Annotated in this window: 13 protein-coding genes; 5 read left to right on the top strand and 8 right to left on the bottom strand. The window is 41.5% G+C overall.

Features of this window, described 5'->3' with window-relative positions; genetic code table 11:
• Window positions 1-8 precede the first annotated feature (8 nt).
• The 3 genes from GKD17_RS02780 (at window position 9) to GKD17_RS02770 (ending at window position 3,197) form a co-directional block, all read left to right on the top strand.
• Entirely contained in the window at window positions 9-1,133 is a 1,125-nt protein-coding gene (locus GKD17_RS02780) for a DNA polymerase III subunit (RefSeq protein WP_007836435.1), read from the top strand.
• An 89-nt stretch (window positions 1,134-1,222) separates the two neighbouring features.
• Window positions 1,223-2,737 carry a PSP1 domain-containing protein gene (locus GKD17_RS02775; protein WP_007836438.1) on the top strand — a complete coding sequence of 505 codons (1,515 nt, stop codon included), beginning with the start codon at window positions 1,223-1,225 and terminating at the stop codon, window positions 2,735-2,737.
• Window positions 2,700-3,197: a gliding motility lipoprotein GldH gene (locus GKD17_RS02770; protein WP_007836440.1), complete on the top strand. Its 498-nt coding sequence runs from the start codon at window positions 2,700-2,702 to the stop codon at window positions 3,195-3,197. Before GKD17_RS02775 ends, GKD17_RS02770 begins: the two co-directional genes overlap by 38 nt.
• Before the next feature lie 3 nt (window positions 3,198-3,200).
• Here GKD17_RS02770 and rodA read toward each other — a convergent pair whose 3' ends face one another.
• The 6 genes from rodA to purH all read right to left on the bottom strand — a co-directional run bounded on the left by rodA (window position 3,201) and on the right by purH (window position 10,606).
• Window positions 3,201-4,655 (bottom strand): rod shape-determining protein RodA, encoded by a 1,455-nt coding sequence (gene rodA / locus GKD17_RS02765; RefSeq protein WP_007836442.1) that lies wholly within the window; start codon window positions 4,653-4,655, stop codon window positions 3,201-3,203.
• Window positions 4,636-6,486, bottom strand: a complete 1,851-nt coding sequence (gene mrdA / locus GKD17_RS02760) for a penicillin-binding protein 2 (protein WP_007836444.1) — start codon at window positions 6,484-6,486, stop codon at window positions 4,636-4,638. Before mrdA ends, rodA begins: the two co-directional genes overlap by 20 nt.
• Window positions 6,486-6,986 (bottom strand): rod shape-determining protein MreD, encoded by a 501-nt coding sequence (mreD, locus tag GKD17_RS02755; protein ID WP_007836446.1) that lies wholly within the window; start codon window positions 6,984-6,986, stop codon window positions 6,486-6,488. The genes mrdA and mreD overlap by 1 nt, the downstream gene beginning before the upstream one ends.
• A gap of 8 nt (window positions 6,987-6,994) precedes the next feature.
• Window positions 6,995-7,843 carry a rod shape-determining protein MreC gene (gene mreC, locus GKD17_RS02750; protein WP_007836447.1) on the bottom strand — a complete coding sequence of 283 codons (849 nt, stop codon included), beginning with the start codon at window positions 7,841-7,843 and terminating at the stop codon, window positions 6,995-6,997.
• Between the two features lie 105 nt (window positions 7,844-7,948).
• Window positions 7,949-8,971, bottom strand: a complete 1,023-nt coding sequence (locus tag GKD17_RS02745; protein ID WP_005842742.1) for a rod shape-determining protein — start codon at window positions 8,969-8,971, stop codon at window positions 7,949-7,951.
• Between the two features lie 111 nt (window positions 8,972-9,082).
• Window positions 9,083-10,606, bottom strand: coding sequence for a bifunctional phosphoribosylaminoimidazolecarboxamide formyltransferase/IMP cyclohydrolase (gene purH, locus GKD17_RS02740; protein ID WP_007836449.1), 1,524 nt, complete (start codon window positions 10,604-10,606; stop codon window positions 9,083-9,085).
• A gap of 279 nt (window positions 10,607-10,885) precedes the next feature.
• Between purH and GKD17_RS02735 the strand changes: the two genes are divergently transcribed.
• Together GKD17_RS02735 and GKD17_RS02730 are read left to right on the top strand one after the other, a co-directional pair.
• A complete protein-coding gene (locus tag GKD17_RS02735; protein ID WP_007836450.1) occupies window positions 10,886-13,138 on the top strand; it encodes an inorganic phosphate transporter in 2,253 nt (750 codons plus the stop codon).
• A gap of 105 nt (window positions 13,139-13,243) precedes the next feature.
• Complete coding sequence (locus GKD17_RS02730) at window positions 13,244-14,326, top strand: phosphotransferase enzyme family protein (RefSeq protein ID WP_007840604.1); 1,083 nt, start codon at window positions 13,244-13,246, stop codon at window positions 14,324-14,326.
• Between the two features lie 78 nt (window positions 14,327-14,404).
• Here the strand turns inward: GKD17_RS02730 and GKD17_RS02725 are convergent, their stop codons facing one another.
• On the bottom strand, window positions 14,405-16,846 hold the full coding sequence (locus GKD17_RS02725) for a S9 family peptidase (RefSeq protein WP_007840602.1): 2,442 nt from the start codon (window positions 16,844-16,846) through the stop codon (window positions 14,405-14,407).
• A 111-nt stretch (window positions 16,847-16,957) separates the two neighbouring features.
• A complete protein-coding gene (locus GKD17_RS02720; protein ID WP_007836453.1) occupies window positions 16,958-17,692 on the bottom strand; it encodes an outer membrane beta-barrel protein in 735 nt (244 codons plus the stop codon).
• Between the last annotated feature and the right edge of the window lie 36 nt (window positions 17,693-17,728).

Here is a 17,728-nt window from a genome sequence, read left to right as displayed (position 1 = left end):
AAAAAGCAATGTTATTTAAAGATGTAATAGGACAAGAGGAAGCAAAACAGCGGCTCATAGCCGAGGTAAAAGAAGGAAGAATCCCTCATGCACAACTGATTTGCGGTCCCGAAGGTACAGGAAAGTTACCTTTGGCAATAGCTTATGCCCGTTACATCTGCTGTGAAAACCGTGGTGAACAAGATGCCTGCGGAATTTGCCCCACTTGTGTGAAATTCAATAAGCTGATACATCCCGACCTGCATTTCGTTTTTCCTGTTATCAAGAAAAAAGCCGGAAAGGATACTGTATGCGATGATTTCATAGCAGACTGGCGCAACTTTGTCCTGCAGAACCCATATTTTAATCTGAACCATTGGCTGAAAGAGATGGGAGCAGAAAACCAGCAGGCGCAAATCTTTGTAAAAGAAAGCGATGAGATTGTACGAAAGCTCAGTTTGAAATCCAGTCAAGGCGGTTACAAAATCATGATTATATGGCTTCCCGAAAAGATGAATGTGGAATGCAGCAACAAACTGCTGAAGTTACTGGAAGAGCCTCCTGCCATGACCGTCTTTTTATTAGTATCCGAAGAGCCTGATGCCATTTTGCAAACGATCCAAAGCCGTACCCAACGATTTAACATTCATGGGATCAAAGAACCTGAGATTTCAAAAGTATTGCAAACCAAATATGGATTACAACCGGAAGATGCTGACGATATAGCACATCGCTCAGAAGGCAATTTTCTGAAAGCACTGGAAACCATACACCTGAGTGAGGAGAACAAACTGTTCTTTGAACTCTTTATAAATTTGATGCGTCTCTCCTATCAACGGAAGATACGCGAAATGAAACAATGGAGCGATGCGGTAGCCTCCATGGGGCGTGAACGTCAGAAGAATTTTCTGGCTTACTGCCAACGTATGATACGAGAAAACTTCATATACAACTTTCATCAACGTGATTTAGTGTATATGAATCCCGAAGAACAAAATTTTTCCACCCGTTTTGCACCGTTTGTCAACGAGCGGAATGTGATGGGCATAATGGACGAACTTAGTGAAGCACAATTACATATAGGACAGAATGTGAATCCCAAAATGGTGTTCTTTGATTTCTCTTTAAAAATGATTGTGCTATTGAAAAATTAAAAATTGAGAATTGAGTATTAAAAAATAACAGAATTGCATGGCATTTATTTCTTAGTTCTCAATTTTCAATTCTCAATTAAAACAGAATTATGGACAATGAATTCAAATTAAAGAACGGAAGCGGCTGTTTGTGTTGCAAAGGCTGCGGACGACAGGATAAGCAGCTGAACACCTACGACTGGCTGGCTGATATTCCCGGCAACACCGAGGAACAGGAAATGGTTGAAGTTCAATTCAAGAATACCCGCAAAGGGTATTATAAGAACAGCAACAAACTGAAGCTGGGAAAAGGAGATATAGTAGCTGTAGAAGCAAGTCCCGGGCACGATATCGGTACAGTAACCCTGACGGGAAGATTGGTACCTTTGCAAATGCGTAAGGCAAACATCAAACCCGATGCCGAAATCAAGCGTATCTACCGCAAGGCAAAACCTGTAGATATGGAAAAATACGAGGAGGCAAAAGCCAAAGAACATGACACAATGATCCGATCCCGTCAGATAGCCAAAAATCTGAACCTGGACATGAAGATCGGTGATGTGGAATATCAAGGCGATGGTAACAAAGCTATCTTTTATTACATCGCGGACGAACGCGTAGACTTCCGCCAACTGATCAAAGTACTGGCCGAAGCTTTCCGTGTACGTATAGAAATGAAACAAATTGGCGCCCGTCAAGAAGCCGGACGCATTGGCGGTATCGGACCTTGCGGACGTGAATTGTGCTGCGCTACCTGGATGACAAATTTTGTATCTGTATCTACCAGTGCGGCACGTTATCAAGATATTTCTCTGAATCCTCAAAAGTTAGCCGGACAATGTGCCAAACTGAAATGTTGCCTAAACTATGAGGTAGACGCTTATGTAGAATCCCAAAAACGCCTTCCAAGCAAAGAAATGACTTTAGAAACGACAGATGGTACATTCTATTTTTTCAAAGCGGATATTTTGAAGGGAACTATCATGTACTCTACTGACAAAAATTTCATAGCTAATGCTGTAACCATCACCGCACGCCGTGCTTTTGAAATTATTAATATGAACCGACGTGGTGAGAAACCGGAAAGCTTAACCGAATCAGTAAAAAAGAACGAACCTCAAAAACCTGTCGATTTAGTAGAACAAGAAAGCTTAACCCGATTCGATAAACGAAAAGGCAACAACAGCAACCGAAAGAAAAAACGTAAGCCGGAAAATAACGGTAATAACGGAGAAAGTATTCCCAATGAAAACAGACGTCCGCAACAACCTAAAGAGAACCGGTCACAACAACCCAAGGAAAACCGGCCACCTAGAGAAGGACGTCCCAAACAACCTAGAGAGCCTAAAGAAAACAAAGCTCAGCAGCCACGCGAAGAGAACGGAAACCGCCCTAAAGAAGAAAATCGCAACAGGGAAAGTCGCGGTCGGGAAGAACGCAGTCGTGAAAATCGGGAAGACGGAAACCGGAACCGCAATAAACGCCGCCCCAATAATGATAATAATGAAGGAGGCAGTGAAAACCGGAATAACGGAGGAGGGAAGGAAAATGACAACAAGAACAACGGAAACAATAGCCAAATTCCGAATGAAAAGCCACAAACTCCTGTATCAATTAAAGAATAAACTGACATGGCTGCCAATAATCATATTGGCAGCCTGTCAAAACAATATAATCTATCACTCTTATACCCCCGTCCCCCTTGACGGATGGAATAAAAGTGATACTCTTGTTTATACCCTGCCCAATTCTATCCCTGCCGGAAATTACGAAGCAGAAATCGGCATCCGTTATCAAGAATCTTATCCTTACAGAGATATTTGGTTAGGAGTCAGCCATAACACAGAGGATACTTTGACTTACGTCACAGACACTTTACAACTTTTTCTAGTTGACGAAGCTGGAAATAAAACAGGAAATGGTCTTTGTGGATTATATCAATGTAATCTGCCTTATAAAGCATTTATTCCTATCCGTACAGAAGGAAGCACACGTACTTTCCGCATCGTCCATATCATGAGGGATAACCCGTTGACGGGAATCAGTGATATAGGTATCCAGTTGCGCAAACTGGAAAACCAATAAACTCTAACGTTTTCCCCGCCCTGCATCAATACGCAAGAATACAAAAAGCAAGATCGTAAATCCCCACAAAGAAGACCCCCCATAACTGAAAAAAGGCAATGGTATGCCTATAACGGGGGTCAGTCCTAAAACCATACCTATATTAATAAACAGATGGAATAAGAAAATGCTTAATACCGAATATCCATAAACACGGGCAAAACGAGTATGCTGACGCTCTGCCACCACAATAAGACGCAAAATAAGTCCGGTAAAAAGAAACAATACAGCTGCCGAACCTATAAAGCCTTCTTCTTCCCCTACCGTACAAAAGATAAAGTCTGTATCCTGTTCAGGCACATACTTCAGTTTAGTCTGTGTACCATTCAAAAAGCCTTTCCCCCATAAGCCTCCCGAACCAATAGCAATCTTACTTTGGTTCACATTGTATCCTGCCCCAGCCAAGTCTTCCTCCATACCAAGTACCACTTTAATACGTATTTGCTGATGTGGCTCCAGCACATTATTGAAAACATAATCAGCAGAAAAAAGGAATCCCACTGAACCTACCGCAAATAGAGCAATATAAAAATAATTACGCATACGTTCATGCATAGAAAGGAAGATCAAATAGAACAATAAAACTACGCACAATCCATATTGAAACCAAGTAATATCAAAAGGGATAACATAAAACGAAAATAATAAAGCCAGCAAGGTACCACCAACACCAACCCCTCCAATATACCACACTACCGATGCTTTTTTACAATAACTATTAACTAATAAAGCAGAAAGAATGACTATCAACAGCAACACAGAAAATTCACCGATGGAAGTACAGTCATCCGCCATCAATTCATTGCCAAAACGGATCCCAACTACAAAATAAACCACAGCGCAAATCCCAGCAAACAAAATAGAACCTGGCATCCCCTCCCGGTACAGCATAAAAAAGAAAGCCAGATAAACCAAAGCCGACCCCGTTTCCCGTTGCAAAATAATGAGCAGCATAGGCAGCAACACCATCCCTACTACAGGCAATGAATACTTTAACTTACTCATTGTAAACCCATAGACATTCATAAATTTAGCCAAAGCCAAAGCCGTAGCAAATTTAGCAAATTCCGCCGGTTGCAAACTTACAGGTCCGAATTTTATCCATGAATAAGATCCCTTGGTATCCTCTGCCAGAAAAGGTGTTATCAACAACAACAGCATCATGCCTCCATATAAAATGTAAGCAAACATATCATATAACTTATCCTCTAACATCATCAGGATAAATCCGAGCCCCAAAGAGCAACAGATCCATACAAATTGTTTTCCTGCACGAGTGTCGAAACTAAAAAAATCAATTTCACCATAATCATAGCTGGCTCCACATACACTGAACCATCCAAAGATAACCAGCATCAGATAAATGCAGATAGTCATCCAGTCCACTGATTTCCATATACTATCGTTCGTGTATGCCATAATCTATTCGTCTGTTTTGTATTTCCGCCGCTTTCGCCTCACTTTCCGGTGAAAGTTCTCCTTTCAAATATTTCTCCATAATCAATGCACCGATAGGTACACCATAAGTTGCTCCCCAACCTCCATTCTCTACATAGACTACCACGGCAATCTTAGGATCATTCATTGGTGCAAACCCCATAAAAGCAGAATGGTCCTTTCCACGGTTTTGCGCCGTACCTGTCTTGCCACACACCTCAATCCCCGGAATATTCGCACTACGGCAGGTTCCTCCCAATACTGCCGAACGCATACCTTCGACTACTGTCTGATAATGTTCACGGCTTACTTTAGTATAATGTTTGGTCGTATACAGGGTATCCAACGGCTCGTCTTCTACTTCTTTCACTACATGCGGAGTTATATAGTAGCCCCGGTTAGCAATAGTAGCCCCAAGGTTAGCAATCTGCAACGGAGTAGCCGTCACTTCCCCCTGACCGATGGAGATAGAAATAATCGTCAGTCCGTTCCATGATCCCCGATAGTTCTTATCATAATAAGCAGCATTCGGGATCATCCCACGCTTCTCACCCGGAAGGTCTACTCCCAAAGGATAACCAAATCCCATAGAAACCATATAATCACGCCATGTATTCATGGCAGCCTGTACAGAACCATACTTCTTCTTTGCCCCTATCATGTGAAACAACCCCCAACAAAAATAACCGTTACAGGAAGTTGCAATGGCAGGCACCAAAGGCAGGGGCGACCCATGGGAGTGGCAACCCACCCTAAGACCGGCATACACAAAACCATGATAGCAAGAATAGGCTGTCTGAGGAGTAATAATCCCCTCTTGCAGAAAAGTCAACGCCTGAGTAGTCTTAAAAGTAGATCCCGGTGGAAATTGCCCCATAATAGAACGGTTCAGCAATGGTTTCCAACTGTCACGCGCCAGTTCCAGATGATTTTTACCCCGTTGGCGCCCCACCATCAATCTTGGGTCAAAAGTGGGAGCAGATACCATACAAAGTATTTCTCCTGTGGATGGCTCGATAGCCACTATACTGCCTATCTTCCCTTCCAACAAACGCTCTCCTAACATCTGAAGCTCTATGTCTATACCTAGTTTCAGATTCTTCCCCGGAACGGGAGTCTTGTCATATTTCCCGTCCATATACCGTCCCTGAATACGTCCACGGGCATCGCGCAGTAATATCTCCACTCCTTTCTCCCCCCTCAACTGTTTTTCGTATGAGCGTTCCACCCCCTGTTTCCCTATAAAGTCACCGCGTACATAGTAATCATCCGCTTCAATATCCCCCTTGGACACTTCTGCAATATCTCCCAGAACATGAGCAGCCGAATTGTAATTATACTGACGGATAGTACGCCGCTGAATATAGAAACCGGGAAACTTGAACAGCTTTTCTTGGAAGACTCCACACTCTTCTGCCGAAAGCTGGGTCATAAATACTTGATGAGTATATGGAGAGTAACCCGGATTGGAACGTCTGTCCTTTATCTCACGAATACGCTTCTTGAAATACCCGGGAGTAATATTCAATGTTTTACATAAATCAAGCGTATCAAGATTATGCACCTCTTTCATCACCATCGTTACATCATAGGCAGGTTGGTTGTATACCAGCAGGTTACCGTTCCGATCATACATTACCCCACGGCTAGGGTATTGTGTCTTGTTCAGAAAAGCGTTGCTATCTGCATTCTTTTTATAATCCTCACTCATAATCTGCAAGGTAAAAAGACGTATCAAGTAAATCAGCACAATAACGATTACCGATGCACCGATTACATATTTCCGCTTCTCCAGATTATAATCTCTTTCCACTATTTTTTCCTCCTGATTGCCTCAGCACACAATATACAAATGACGGTTATTGAGGCATCTGTCAATATTTTCAACAATAAGACAGGCAGATTGAAGAATGAAAAAGTATCTATGACAAGTAAAATGGTACAAAATAAGAAAGTACATAATAAGATATACCGGAAGAAAGGCGAGAATCCCATACTTTTGATACCTGGTTCAAAATCCTCGACGCTATCGCGGAGTGTGACTAATCTTAAAATAGGTTCACGCATAAAAGCCAGTACAGTGGCCGCAGCCGCATTCATCCCCGGAGTGTTGCCAAATATATCGACTGCCAATCCCAACAGGAATGCCCATATCATAAGGACATTACGGCTAACTCCCGAATTGTACTTCAAAATAAAATAGATAAAAAAGAAAGGAGTGGCATACCCGTTGATATGCATATGATTCAGCACCAACACCTGCAACAGTACCAGTCCGATAAACCACTCTATTCTTTGTAGATAAGTCAACATCAACCTTCTTACTTAATCGTTTTTACCTGCTTTTCCAACTCCAATTGTTCCTCCTGCCCTTTTTGAGCAATTACGCGCACATCATTCAAACGGGCGAAGTCCGTAAATAGTTTCACCCGCAGCAAATAAGACAAGCCATCGTGACTATCGGCAATATCATCTACCGTACCCACCGGAATGCCGGAAGGGAAAACAGCACTGTGTCCACTGGTTACAATAGTGTCACCTAAAGAAAATAATGAATGACGGGGCATATCCTTTATAAAAGCAAATTCGGATGAACCGCCATCCCATTTCAAGAAGCCGAAATAATCACTCCGTTTTATTTTACAGCTAATACTGCTTTTGGAATTCAATACCGGAATGACAATGGAGTAATGTGGAGAGGTGAGATAAACAATACCAACCACACCGCTTCCATTTACCACTCCCATCTCACTACGAATGCCATCTACTTCTCCTTTATCAAGTGTAATATAATTATCAGCATGGGTCACACTGTTATTTATCACGCTAGCCTTAAAGATATCATATCCTGCCAGTGCTTCCTGCTTAAGCTGTTCCACACCACTGCTGTCTTCCGTTGCTTCAATCAAAGCTTTACGAATACTCTCCAACTGCAATTCCAGTTCCACATTTTTCTGTACCAACTCATCGTTAATCGTTTTCAAATGAAAATATCCGGTAACATTATTGGCTGCATCATACATAGCTCCCGACACAAAATTAGCAGATGTAAAGAACGCACTTCCCTGATAACTGTTGAAGCGGAATAATAAAGCAAAACTGATTATCTCCAAAAGAACAAAGAGAAACCAGTAATTATACTTTAAAAAGAAATTCAGCAGATTTTTCATTAATACTAATTGTTCAATGTGCTAATTTGCCAATGTGCCAATGTACTGCGCTATCCATACCGCATGGCATTAGCAAATTAGCAAACTGCCTCATTAGCAAATTATTTACCGCATCAAAAAAGAGAAACGATCTACATTCTTCAGTGCAATACCGGTACCTTTCGCCACACTCAGCAAAGGATCTTCGGCTATATGGAACGGAATATTGATTTTGTCTGTCAGACGCTTGTCCAAACCACGCAGCAAAGCACCACCACCAGCCAAATAAATACCGTTCAAAACAATATCAGCATAAAGTTCAGGCGGAGTCTGTTCCAATGCACTAAGGATAGCTGTTTCAATTTTTGCAATACTCTTTTCCAAACAATGCGCCACCTCCTGATAACACACTGGAACTTCCATGGGAAGAGCAGTGATACGATTAGGCCCGCGTACAATGTAATCTTCAGGAGCATCATCTCCCAAATCAGTCAAGGCAGCACCTACATGTATCTTGATACGTTCAGCCATACGTTCACTAACCTTCACATTATGCTGACGGCTCATATATTCCTGAATATCGGCTGTAAGATCGTCACCGGCAATACGTATCGAATTGTTGGAAACAATACCACCCAATGAAATCACGGCAATTTCTGTAGAACCACCACCTATATCAACAATCATATTACCTTCAGGAGCCTCTACATCAATACCGATACCAATAGCCGCGGCCATAGGTTCAAAAATCAAATAAACGTCTCGTCCTCCCGCATGCTCAGCACTGTCACGTACCGCACGAAGCTCTACTTCAGTGCTACCCGAGGGGACTCCGATCACCATACGCAAAGAAGGAGAAAAGAAACGATTACCCATGTTCACTTTCTTTATTAAACCGCGCATCATCTGTTCACAGGCATTAAAATCGGCAATAACCCCGTCGCGTAGCGGACGTACAGTACGAATATTCGGATTTTCCTTCTCGTACATCATTTTAGCCCGTTCGCCTACGGCAATCATCTTGTCGGTACGGCGATCAAGCGCAACGACCGAAGGTTCGTCCACTACAATCTTCCCGTTATTTAAAATGATGGTATTGGCAGTGCCAAGGTCCATCGCAATCTCTTGTGTAAAGGAGAATAATCCCATAAATTCATTTACAATTTAGCAATTTACAATTGACATTTGCAATTGACCATTTACTGAACAATGCTGTATAAACAGTCCGATTGTAGCCGCAAATGGTAAATTGCAATGATCTTAGTGTTTAAAGTGACGAATCCCTGTAACGACCATAGCTACGCCATGTTCATTGCAGTATTGGAAAGTCAACTCGTCTTTTACAGAGCCTCCCGGCTGGATAACAGCTTTCACACCCTCCTTATCCGCTATCTCTACACAATCGGGGAAAGGAAAGAAAGCATCACTGGCCATCACTGCGCCATTCAAATCAAACTCAAATGACTTCGCTTTTTCAATGGCTTGTTTCAATGCATCCACACGTGAAGTCTGACCGACACCGCTAGCCAGCAGTTGTTTGTTCTTAGCCAGTACAATAGCATTACTTTTACTATTCTTCACAATCTTATTTGCAAATAACATATCCTCTACTTCAGTCGCCGTAGGAGCTTTTTCAGTAACCTGCTTCAAGTCGGCAGGAGTTTCCACATCCAGGTCTCTTTCCTGAACCAAAACCCCATTCAATAAAGAACGGAATTGTTTCTTCGGCAATTTAGCTTCCTTACGAACCAAAATAATACGGTTCTTCTTCTGTCCCAAAATCTCTAATGCATCTACATCATAATCCGGAGCAATAATTACCTCAAAGAACAGTTTATTGATTTCTTCTGCTGTTTCTTTATCAATCACGGCATTAGTAACCAACACACCGCCGAAAGCCGACACCGGATCGCCTGCCAACGCATCTTTCCATGCTTCCAGCACAGTAGGGCGCGAAGCTAATCCACAGGCATTATTATGCTTCAGAATGGCAAATGTCACCTCATCAAATTCATCAATCAAATCAACAGCTGCATTGATATCCAACAAATTGTTATAGGAAATTTCTTTTCCATGAATCTGGTCGAACATCGCATCCAGATTTCCATAGAAATAACCTTTCTGATGAGGATTTTCACCATAACGAAGTTGTTTTTGTTCTTCCACCGCGCAACGGAAAGCCGAACCTTCACCACCATCAAAATAGTTAAAGATAGCAGAATCATAATGAGAAGAAACAGCAAACGCTTCTTTTGCGAACCAACGGCGTTCCTCGCGTGAAGTAGTAGCGCCATGTTCCAGCAACATATCACGGAACGGCTTATATTGTGCCTGACTAGCGATAATCACTACATCATTAAAGTTCTTAGCAGCAGCACGAATCAAAGAAATACCACCTATATCAATTTTTTCGATGATAGCTTGTTCTTCGGCACCCGAAGCCACAGTTGCCTCAAACGGATACAGGTCAACGATGACCAAATCTATTTCGGGTATCTCATATTTTTCTATCTGTTGCATATCTTGTTCCAAACCACGACGGCATAAAATACCTCCAAAGACTTTAGGATGCAGTGTCTTCACACGTCCGCCCAAAATAGAGGGATAAGTAGTAAGATCCTCCACCGCTTTGCAAGGGAAACCTAAAGATTCGATAAACTGTCTTGTACCTCCTGTTGACAGGAACTCTACTCCTTCTTCGTGTAGTTTGGTTATAATCTCGTCCAAACCTTCTTTGTGATAAACCGACACCAATGCGGTTTTAATTCTCTTAGCCTCTGACATTTTTTATAGATTAAGTATTTGGGCTACAAAGGTATAAATTTTCACTCTATAAATTCCACACATAAACGTGAAATATTATTTATCCACTCATATTTGTCTCAAAAAAGAAGAGATTCGCCACTAAATATGGATAATAATAAATTAAAAATCAAGTTGTGTGAATCCGTGCAATCTATGGTGAACAAAAAACACCTGTAACACAAATGTAACATATATGACATTTTATCATAATATACCTCCCGTACCTTTGCGCCCAATAAAATAGAGAGACAAAATTATATGGAAACTATGTTTTTGGGAATCGTTGTATTCCTTTTTCTGCTAGCCATATTCGATTTGGTAGTAGGCGTCAGCAATGACGCAGTGAACTTTATGAATTCCGCCATTGGTGCTAAAGCCGCGTCATTCAAGACCATCATCGCCATTGCCGCTTTCGGTATCTTCATCGGCGCCACACTGAGCAACGGTATGATGGAAATCGCACGACACGGTATTTTCAGACCTGAACAATTTTATTTTCAGGAGTTAATGTGTATCTTTCTAGCAGTTATGGTAACAGACGTAGTCCTATTGGATATTTTCAATTCCTTAGGAATGCCTACCTCCACTACCGTATCCATGGTATTCGAACTATTGGGAGGAACTTTCGTTCTAGCTCTTATCAAAATAGCAGAAGACAAAACCGGAATGCTAGGATTTGCTGATCTGCTGAATACGGAAAAGGCATTATCCGTCATTTTAGGTATCTTCCTCTCAGTAGCAGTAGCCTTCTTCTTCGGCACATTAGTACAATATCTCTCCCGTCTCCTCTTCACATTTAATTATACAAAGAAACTGAAATACACTATCGGACTGTTCGGCGGTATCGCTGTTACGGCCATTATCTACTTCATGTTGATAAAAGGCCTGAAAGATTCCGCCTTCATGACTGCCGAAAACAAACATTGGATTCAGGAAAACACCTTGATGTTAGTAAGTTGCAGTTTTGTGTTCTTCACCATTCTGATGCAAATACTGCATTGGTGCAAGATAAATGTATTCAAGGTGGTGGTAATGTTAGGTACTTTTGCCTTAGCTATGGCTTTTGCAGGCAATGACTTAGTAAACTTCATTGGTGTGCCTTTGGCAGGCTTCTCAGCTTATACAGACTTCATGGCTAATGGAAACGGTGAACCAATGGGATACTTGATGAATTCACTGAATGGTCCGGCTAAAACCCCATTCCTTTTTTTATTTTTAGCAGGCGTCATCATGGTATATGCGCTGATTACTTCAAAAAAAGCGCAAAATGTAGTGAAGACTTCGGTAGATCTCTCGCGTCAGGATGAAGGTGACGAAATGTTTGGTTCTTCCGCTGTAGCACGCAGTATTGTCCGTTCTACCATGAGCGCTTCAGAAAATATAGCCAAAATATTGCCCGACAATCTGAAACGATGGGCCGACAGCCGTTTTAACAAAGATGTGATGATTATGGAGAATGGGGCAGCATTTGATTTGATACGCGCTTCTGTCAATTTGGTACTGGCCGGTCTGCTCATAGCTTTGGGAACCTCTTTGAAACTCCCTCTTTCTACCACTTACGTAACTTTCATGGTAGCTATGGGTAGTTCATTAGCCGACCGTGCCTGGAGCCGTGACAGTGCCGTATATCGTATCACCGGTGTGCTTTCTGTTATCGGTGGATGGTTCATTACTGCCGGAGCTGCTTTCACTATCTGTTTTGTGGTTACGCTCATCATGTATTATGGAGGCACATTCGCCATGTTGGCTCTTATTGCACTTGCCATCTTCCTATTGGTACGCAGCAACATACACTACAGCAAGAAACAGAAGGATAAAGGCAAAGACGACATATTCTCCCGCCTCATTGCCAGTAAAGACAAAGAAGAGCGTTGGACATTACTTCGCCAGCATGTAAATAACACATTGGTAGCCGAAATGGCATTCACCAATGAAACCTACCGGCAGATAACCGACGGTTTCATCAACGAAAATCTGAAAGCTCTGCGCAAGGCCGTGAGCAATACTGACAACCAGAAAGAAATGTTAAAAAAGATACGCCGTAAAGAAATACTGGGCCTACGTCGCATAGACAACTTCACTGCTATTGAGAAAAATACTTGGTTCCATTTAGGAAGCAACAGTTGTGAACAAATGCTTTACTGTCTGAAACGTATCTGCGAGCCTTGTAAAGAACATGTGGACAATAAGTTCACCCCATTATCGGAACGTGCCACTAACGAGTTCATCCCTATCCGCGATGAGATGACGGCATTAATGGCCAAAGCTACTGAAGTACTTGCTAACAAGGCCTACGACCAGACTGATGCTTTGCTACGTGAAGGCGCCCTTCTGAAAGGCAAGATCTCCACCTTGCGCAAAGAACAGATGGACCGCATACAAGAACGGGATGTCAATGTAAAAGCTTCTATGGTGTACCTCAATGTATTGCAGGAATCACAAGAATTGGTTTCCTACTGGCGTCATCTGTTACGCGCTGACCGTATGTTCCAGACTGATTTAAAAAAATAAAAAGATTTATATTCCTATTATATGTTTTTTAAGATAACTTCTTTCCTCCAATTGAAGGAAAGAAGTTATCTTTGTTTCATATATAGACATTATTCAAACAAACCTATGGAAAACCTCAAAAAAATTATCAAACAGTTCCCCAAAGTGGGTGAAGTGAAAGAAATCAAAGCTTTGACATCCGGCCTCATCAATCAGACTTATCTGGTAAAATCGGTATCTCCTGAAGAGCCTGACTATGTATTGCAACGAATCAACCATTTAATATTTACCAATATTGAAATGCTGCAACACAATATAGAAGTAGTAACCAGACACATCCGCCAAAAGCTGGAAGCCAGACACGAAGAGGACATTGAACGTAAGGTACTCCATTTTCTACCTTCCACCAATGGCAAAACCTATTTCTATGATGGAGAAGGTTATTGGCGAATTTCAATATTTATTCCACGTTCACAAACATTGGAAACAGTTACACCGGAATCCTCCTATCTGGCAGGACTGAAGTTTGGTGAATTCCAAGCCATGCTGGCTGATGTACCCGAACAACTCGGAGAAATCATCCCCGATTTCCACAATATGGAATTCCGCTTAAAACAATTACGTGAAGCCGTATCTGCCAACATGTCTGGCCGTTTGGCAGAAGTACAGGACATAGTGGACGCAATAGAAAAAGATGCTGATACGATGTGCAGCGCTGAACGTTTTTACCGTGAAGGCAAATTGCCCAAACGCATCTGCCACTGTGACACAAAAGTCAGCAACATGTTATTTGATGAAAACGGAAAAGTGTTGTGCGTCATTGACCTGGACACAGTAATGCCCAGTTTCATTTTCTCCGATTTCGGTGATTTCCTCCGTTCGGCAGCCAATACCGGCAAGGAGGATGAGGCTGATTTAAATAAGGTGAAGTTCAACATGGAAATCTTCAAAGCATTTACCAAAGGTTATATTGAGTCGGCCCGAGCTTTCCTGACCCCTCTTGAAATAGAAATGCTACCATACGCTGCAACTCTGTTCCCTTATATGCAAGCTGTACGCTTTTTAGCAGATTATATAAACGGAGACACGTATTATCAAACCCGGTATAAAGACCATAATCTGGTACGTACCAAAGCGCAGTATAAACTGTATCTGGAAGCAAAATCCGCGACACCGGACATGAAGGCTTATATCAACAGTCTGCTATAAAAACAAGGAGCACAAAGGTATCTTAATGACACGAACCCTCTGTGCTCCTTTCATATTCGTCCGGCAATTATCCTAAATCTACCGTTTCGGTATATCCACCGATTTTTCACTTCTCCCTTTCAGATGTTCGGAGAAGTAGTCTACCAGTTTCCAATAGAAATATTCATTCATATCGCCGAATCCATGACGCTGTTGAGGAAGAATCAGCATATCAAAACGTTTCCCGGCACGAATCAATGCATCAACTACCCGTAAGGTATTGCCTGGATGTACATTATTATCAATATCACCATGAATCAGCAACAAATTTCCTTTCAATTGCTTCGCTATTTCAGGATTAGTAGCAATCTTATAAACGAAAGTTGTATCCCCTTTCTCACTCACTACTTCTTTTACGCCGTGATGCGTTTCACTCCACCAACGGTTATAGATATTATTATCATGATTTCCGGCACAAGAAACAGCCACTTTGAAGAAATCCGGGTATTGGCACATAGCCGCCGTACTCATAAATCCACCTCCCGAATGTCCATGAATACCAACCTTATCTATATCTATAAAATGATGACGCTGCGCCAATTGCTCGATAGCATATTTATGATCGGCCAGCGGATAATCACGCATATTTCCATATCCATAATTATGATACCATTTAGAGCGGCTAGGGTGCCCGCCACGTTGTCCTACAGAAATAACAATAAATCCGGCCTGTGCCAAACGGTCGGTACGGGGACTCATACGGGTAAACGGATAATAAACACCTTCCACCTGTGGCCCAGGATAAACATAATCCACAATAGGATAAACCTTAGTTGAGTCAAAATTAAAAGGTTTATACATCACACCATACAAATCTGTCACACCATCAGCCGCCTTTACTTTAAATATTTCCGGAAATTTATAACCGGCAGCAAAAAGCTGTGAAAAATCACTCTCCTGAATATCCATTACTTTATTGCCATTAGTATCCAGCAGGATGGCGCAAGGCACTGTATTTACACGCGAATAATTATCCACCACAAAACGAGCATCATCATCCACTTCCACACGATGGAAATAATCCCCTTTAGTCAGTAGTTTCAAACCGCTGCCATCCAAATTCACACGATACAAATGTTCATAATAAGGATGTTCTTTAGCATTCATTCCATTAGCAGTAAAATAAATCACACGCGCCTTATCATCTACTTTCAAGATTTCCTCCACGTGCCAGGGACCTTTTGTGATACGATTTTTCAAATTACCCTGATCATCATATAAATAAAGGTGTGCCCAACCATCACGCTCACTCCATTGAATAATTTCTTTTCCACCATTCAAGACTCTTAAAGGACGAGTTTCCTGATAGGTATTCATCCGTTCTTTTATAACAGGTACAACGGAATCCTGTCCTATCGTATAGGAACAAACATCAATCCGATGTAAATCACGGCTGCTGCGAGTCAGAAAAAAACGGTTGTTATCACCCTGCCAAACGACAGCCTGATCTTCCATATCACGCTGTTTTTGCATCATTGGTTTGTATTCCAGGCCAATGCTTTGATCTTTATAAGCTGCTACTTTAATTTCCTTACGTTTATTATCAACCAAGTCAAACAAGTACAGATGTTCTATGGGAGCTTCCTTTTCTCCCGGCATCTGGTATTTATAAGTTTCCAATGTGGGACGCGGATGGGCCATCGAATTTATTACCCATAATTCTTTCACAGCGCGATCGTCAGAAACTGTCATAGCAAAATAACGTGAATCCGGAGACCACACTCCACCTACACGACGACGCTTGCCATTACATAAAGTATCTGTATTAAGCATACTATAGGGAATACCATAGCCAAAATCCTTCATGCCATCTGTAGTAAGCTGGATTTCCACGATCGTACTATCCTTTTCATTTTTTTTCGCTTTTTCATAATCTTCACGACTCATGCGATACAAATTCAAATCCTTGGCATAAATCACCGTTTTACCATCAGGAGAAACTGATCCCCAATAGATTTTCTTCAGGTCGTCTTCTTTATCTTTCAAATGAGTCAATTTACGAGTAGGATAGTCATAAGAAAAATAAAAGATTTCCTTCTCATTCTTTTTGTCTTTCTTATCCTTACCTTCTGTCTTTGGTGTCGCATCTTTTGTTGATTTTACTTCAAAAGTAAAGGTACGCCCATCTTCTTTCGCTTTCAGATTTATAATTGGCAAATGGCGTGCCTCAAAGGGATCTTTTACAATTTCAGTAAGCTGAGAAGCTAATTCATCCCTATCAAACAAAAGCTTCTTTGTCCGGGCAACCGGATCAACCACATACCAAAAGGTTCCTTCACTTGTTTTGTACTCGAACCAGAAATTATTACCTTTCTGGAACCAATGCGGATCCACCACAGTAGAAAACAACATGGTGTTCAATTTTTCTTGTGTGTACTTCTCTGCCTGCAGGTATTCTGGCAAGCGTTCCTGTGCCTTTGCAACAGAGACAGTCGTACACAGACCGCCCATTAAAAGGGTAATGAATAGCATTTTCCTCATAGATTGAACTTTTATCGTGTTTATGAAAAAACAAACATACACAAAATTCTTCATTTAACAATCTTAAACAAGAAATTTTGTGTATGTTTGTTTCATTTATCCTTTTTCTTATCAAAAAGTATACCCTGAAATAAAGCTAACCATATGATTCCGTATCCTTAAATCATTCTGTTCCTTATTATATTTTCCCCAAGCCAAATCATACCCGATAGTAAATGAAATCCGTTTAACAGCAATCCCGACAGAAGCCGTTCCTCCCCAATCCAAACGAGGGGACGCCTCAAAACCAAATTCCTCATTTACTGCTTTTCCTTTAAATGTGCCAAACCGGTAATAATCATTCCGATATTCATACTGTCCAACACCTGTTTCTTCATCTATATTATATTTTGAGGAAGAAACATAAGCATGAGTGCGTCCACCAATTCCTACAGCTACATAAGGCCCTACTGCTAATTTAAGACGCACATCATCACAAAGTTTAAAACCCCAATGAGCCATAACAGGCAATTGCAAATAATAACGCGTGGACTCAACATCCGTTTTTTCATAATCCATGCTAAATCCTCCCCCTGTTGATATGTTTCCCCAACTCATAGGATGATACCCACCTTTCTGCATTAAGATATAAACTCCGGACTTCAAGCCAAAAGAAGGCTTTTTTCCCACCCCTTCCTTTAACTGATACAATACACCGGCACCAGCTTTAAAACCTAATGTAACTGATGTCCCTTCATTTTCCTTATTCACTACCAAGCCGGCTTCCGGCGTAACACTCCAACGAGACTGAGCACTCAACATCAGACTCGCCAAAACACCTACCATAAATAAAATTACTTTTTTCATCTTTTTCCTCTTTTTAGTTCATTATCTATGTAAAAG

The sequence above is a fragment of the Phocaeicola dorei genome (assembly GCF_013009555.1).
GTDB lineage: Bacteria > Bacteroidota > Bacteroidia > Bacteroidales > Bacteroidaceae > Phocaeicola > Phocaeicola dorei.
Note: the sequence above shows the minus strand (reverse complement) of the source record. Positions and strands in the feature narration are given on the sequence as shown.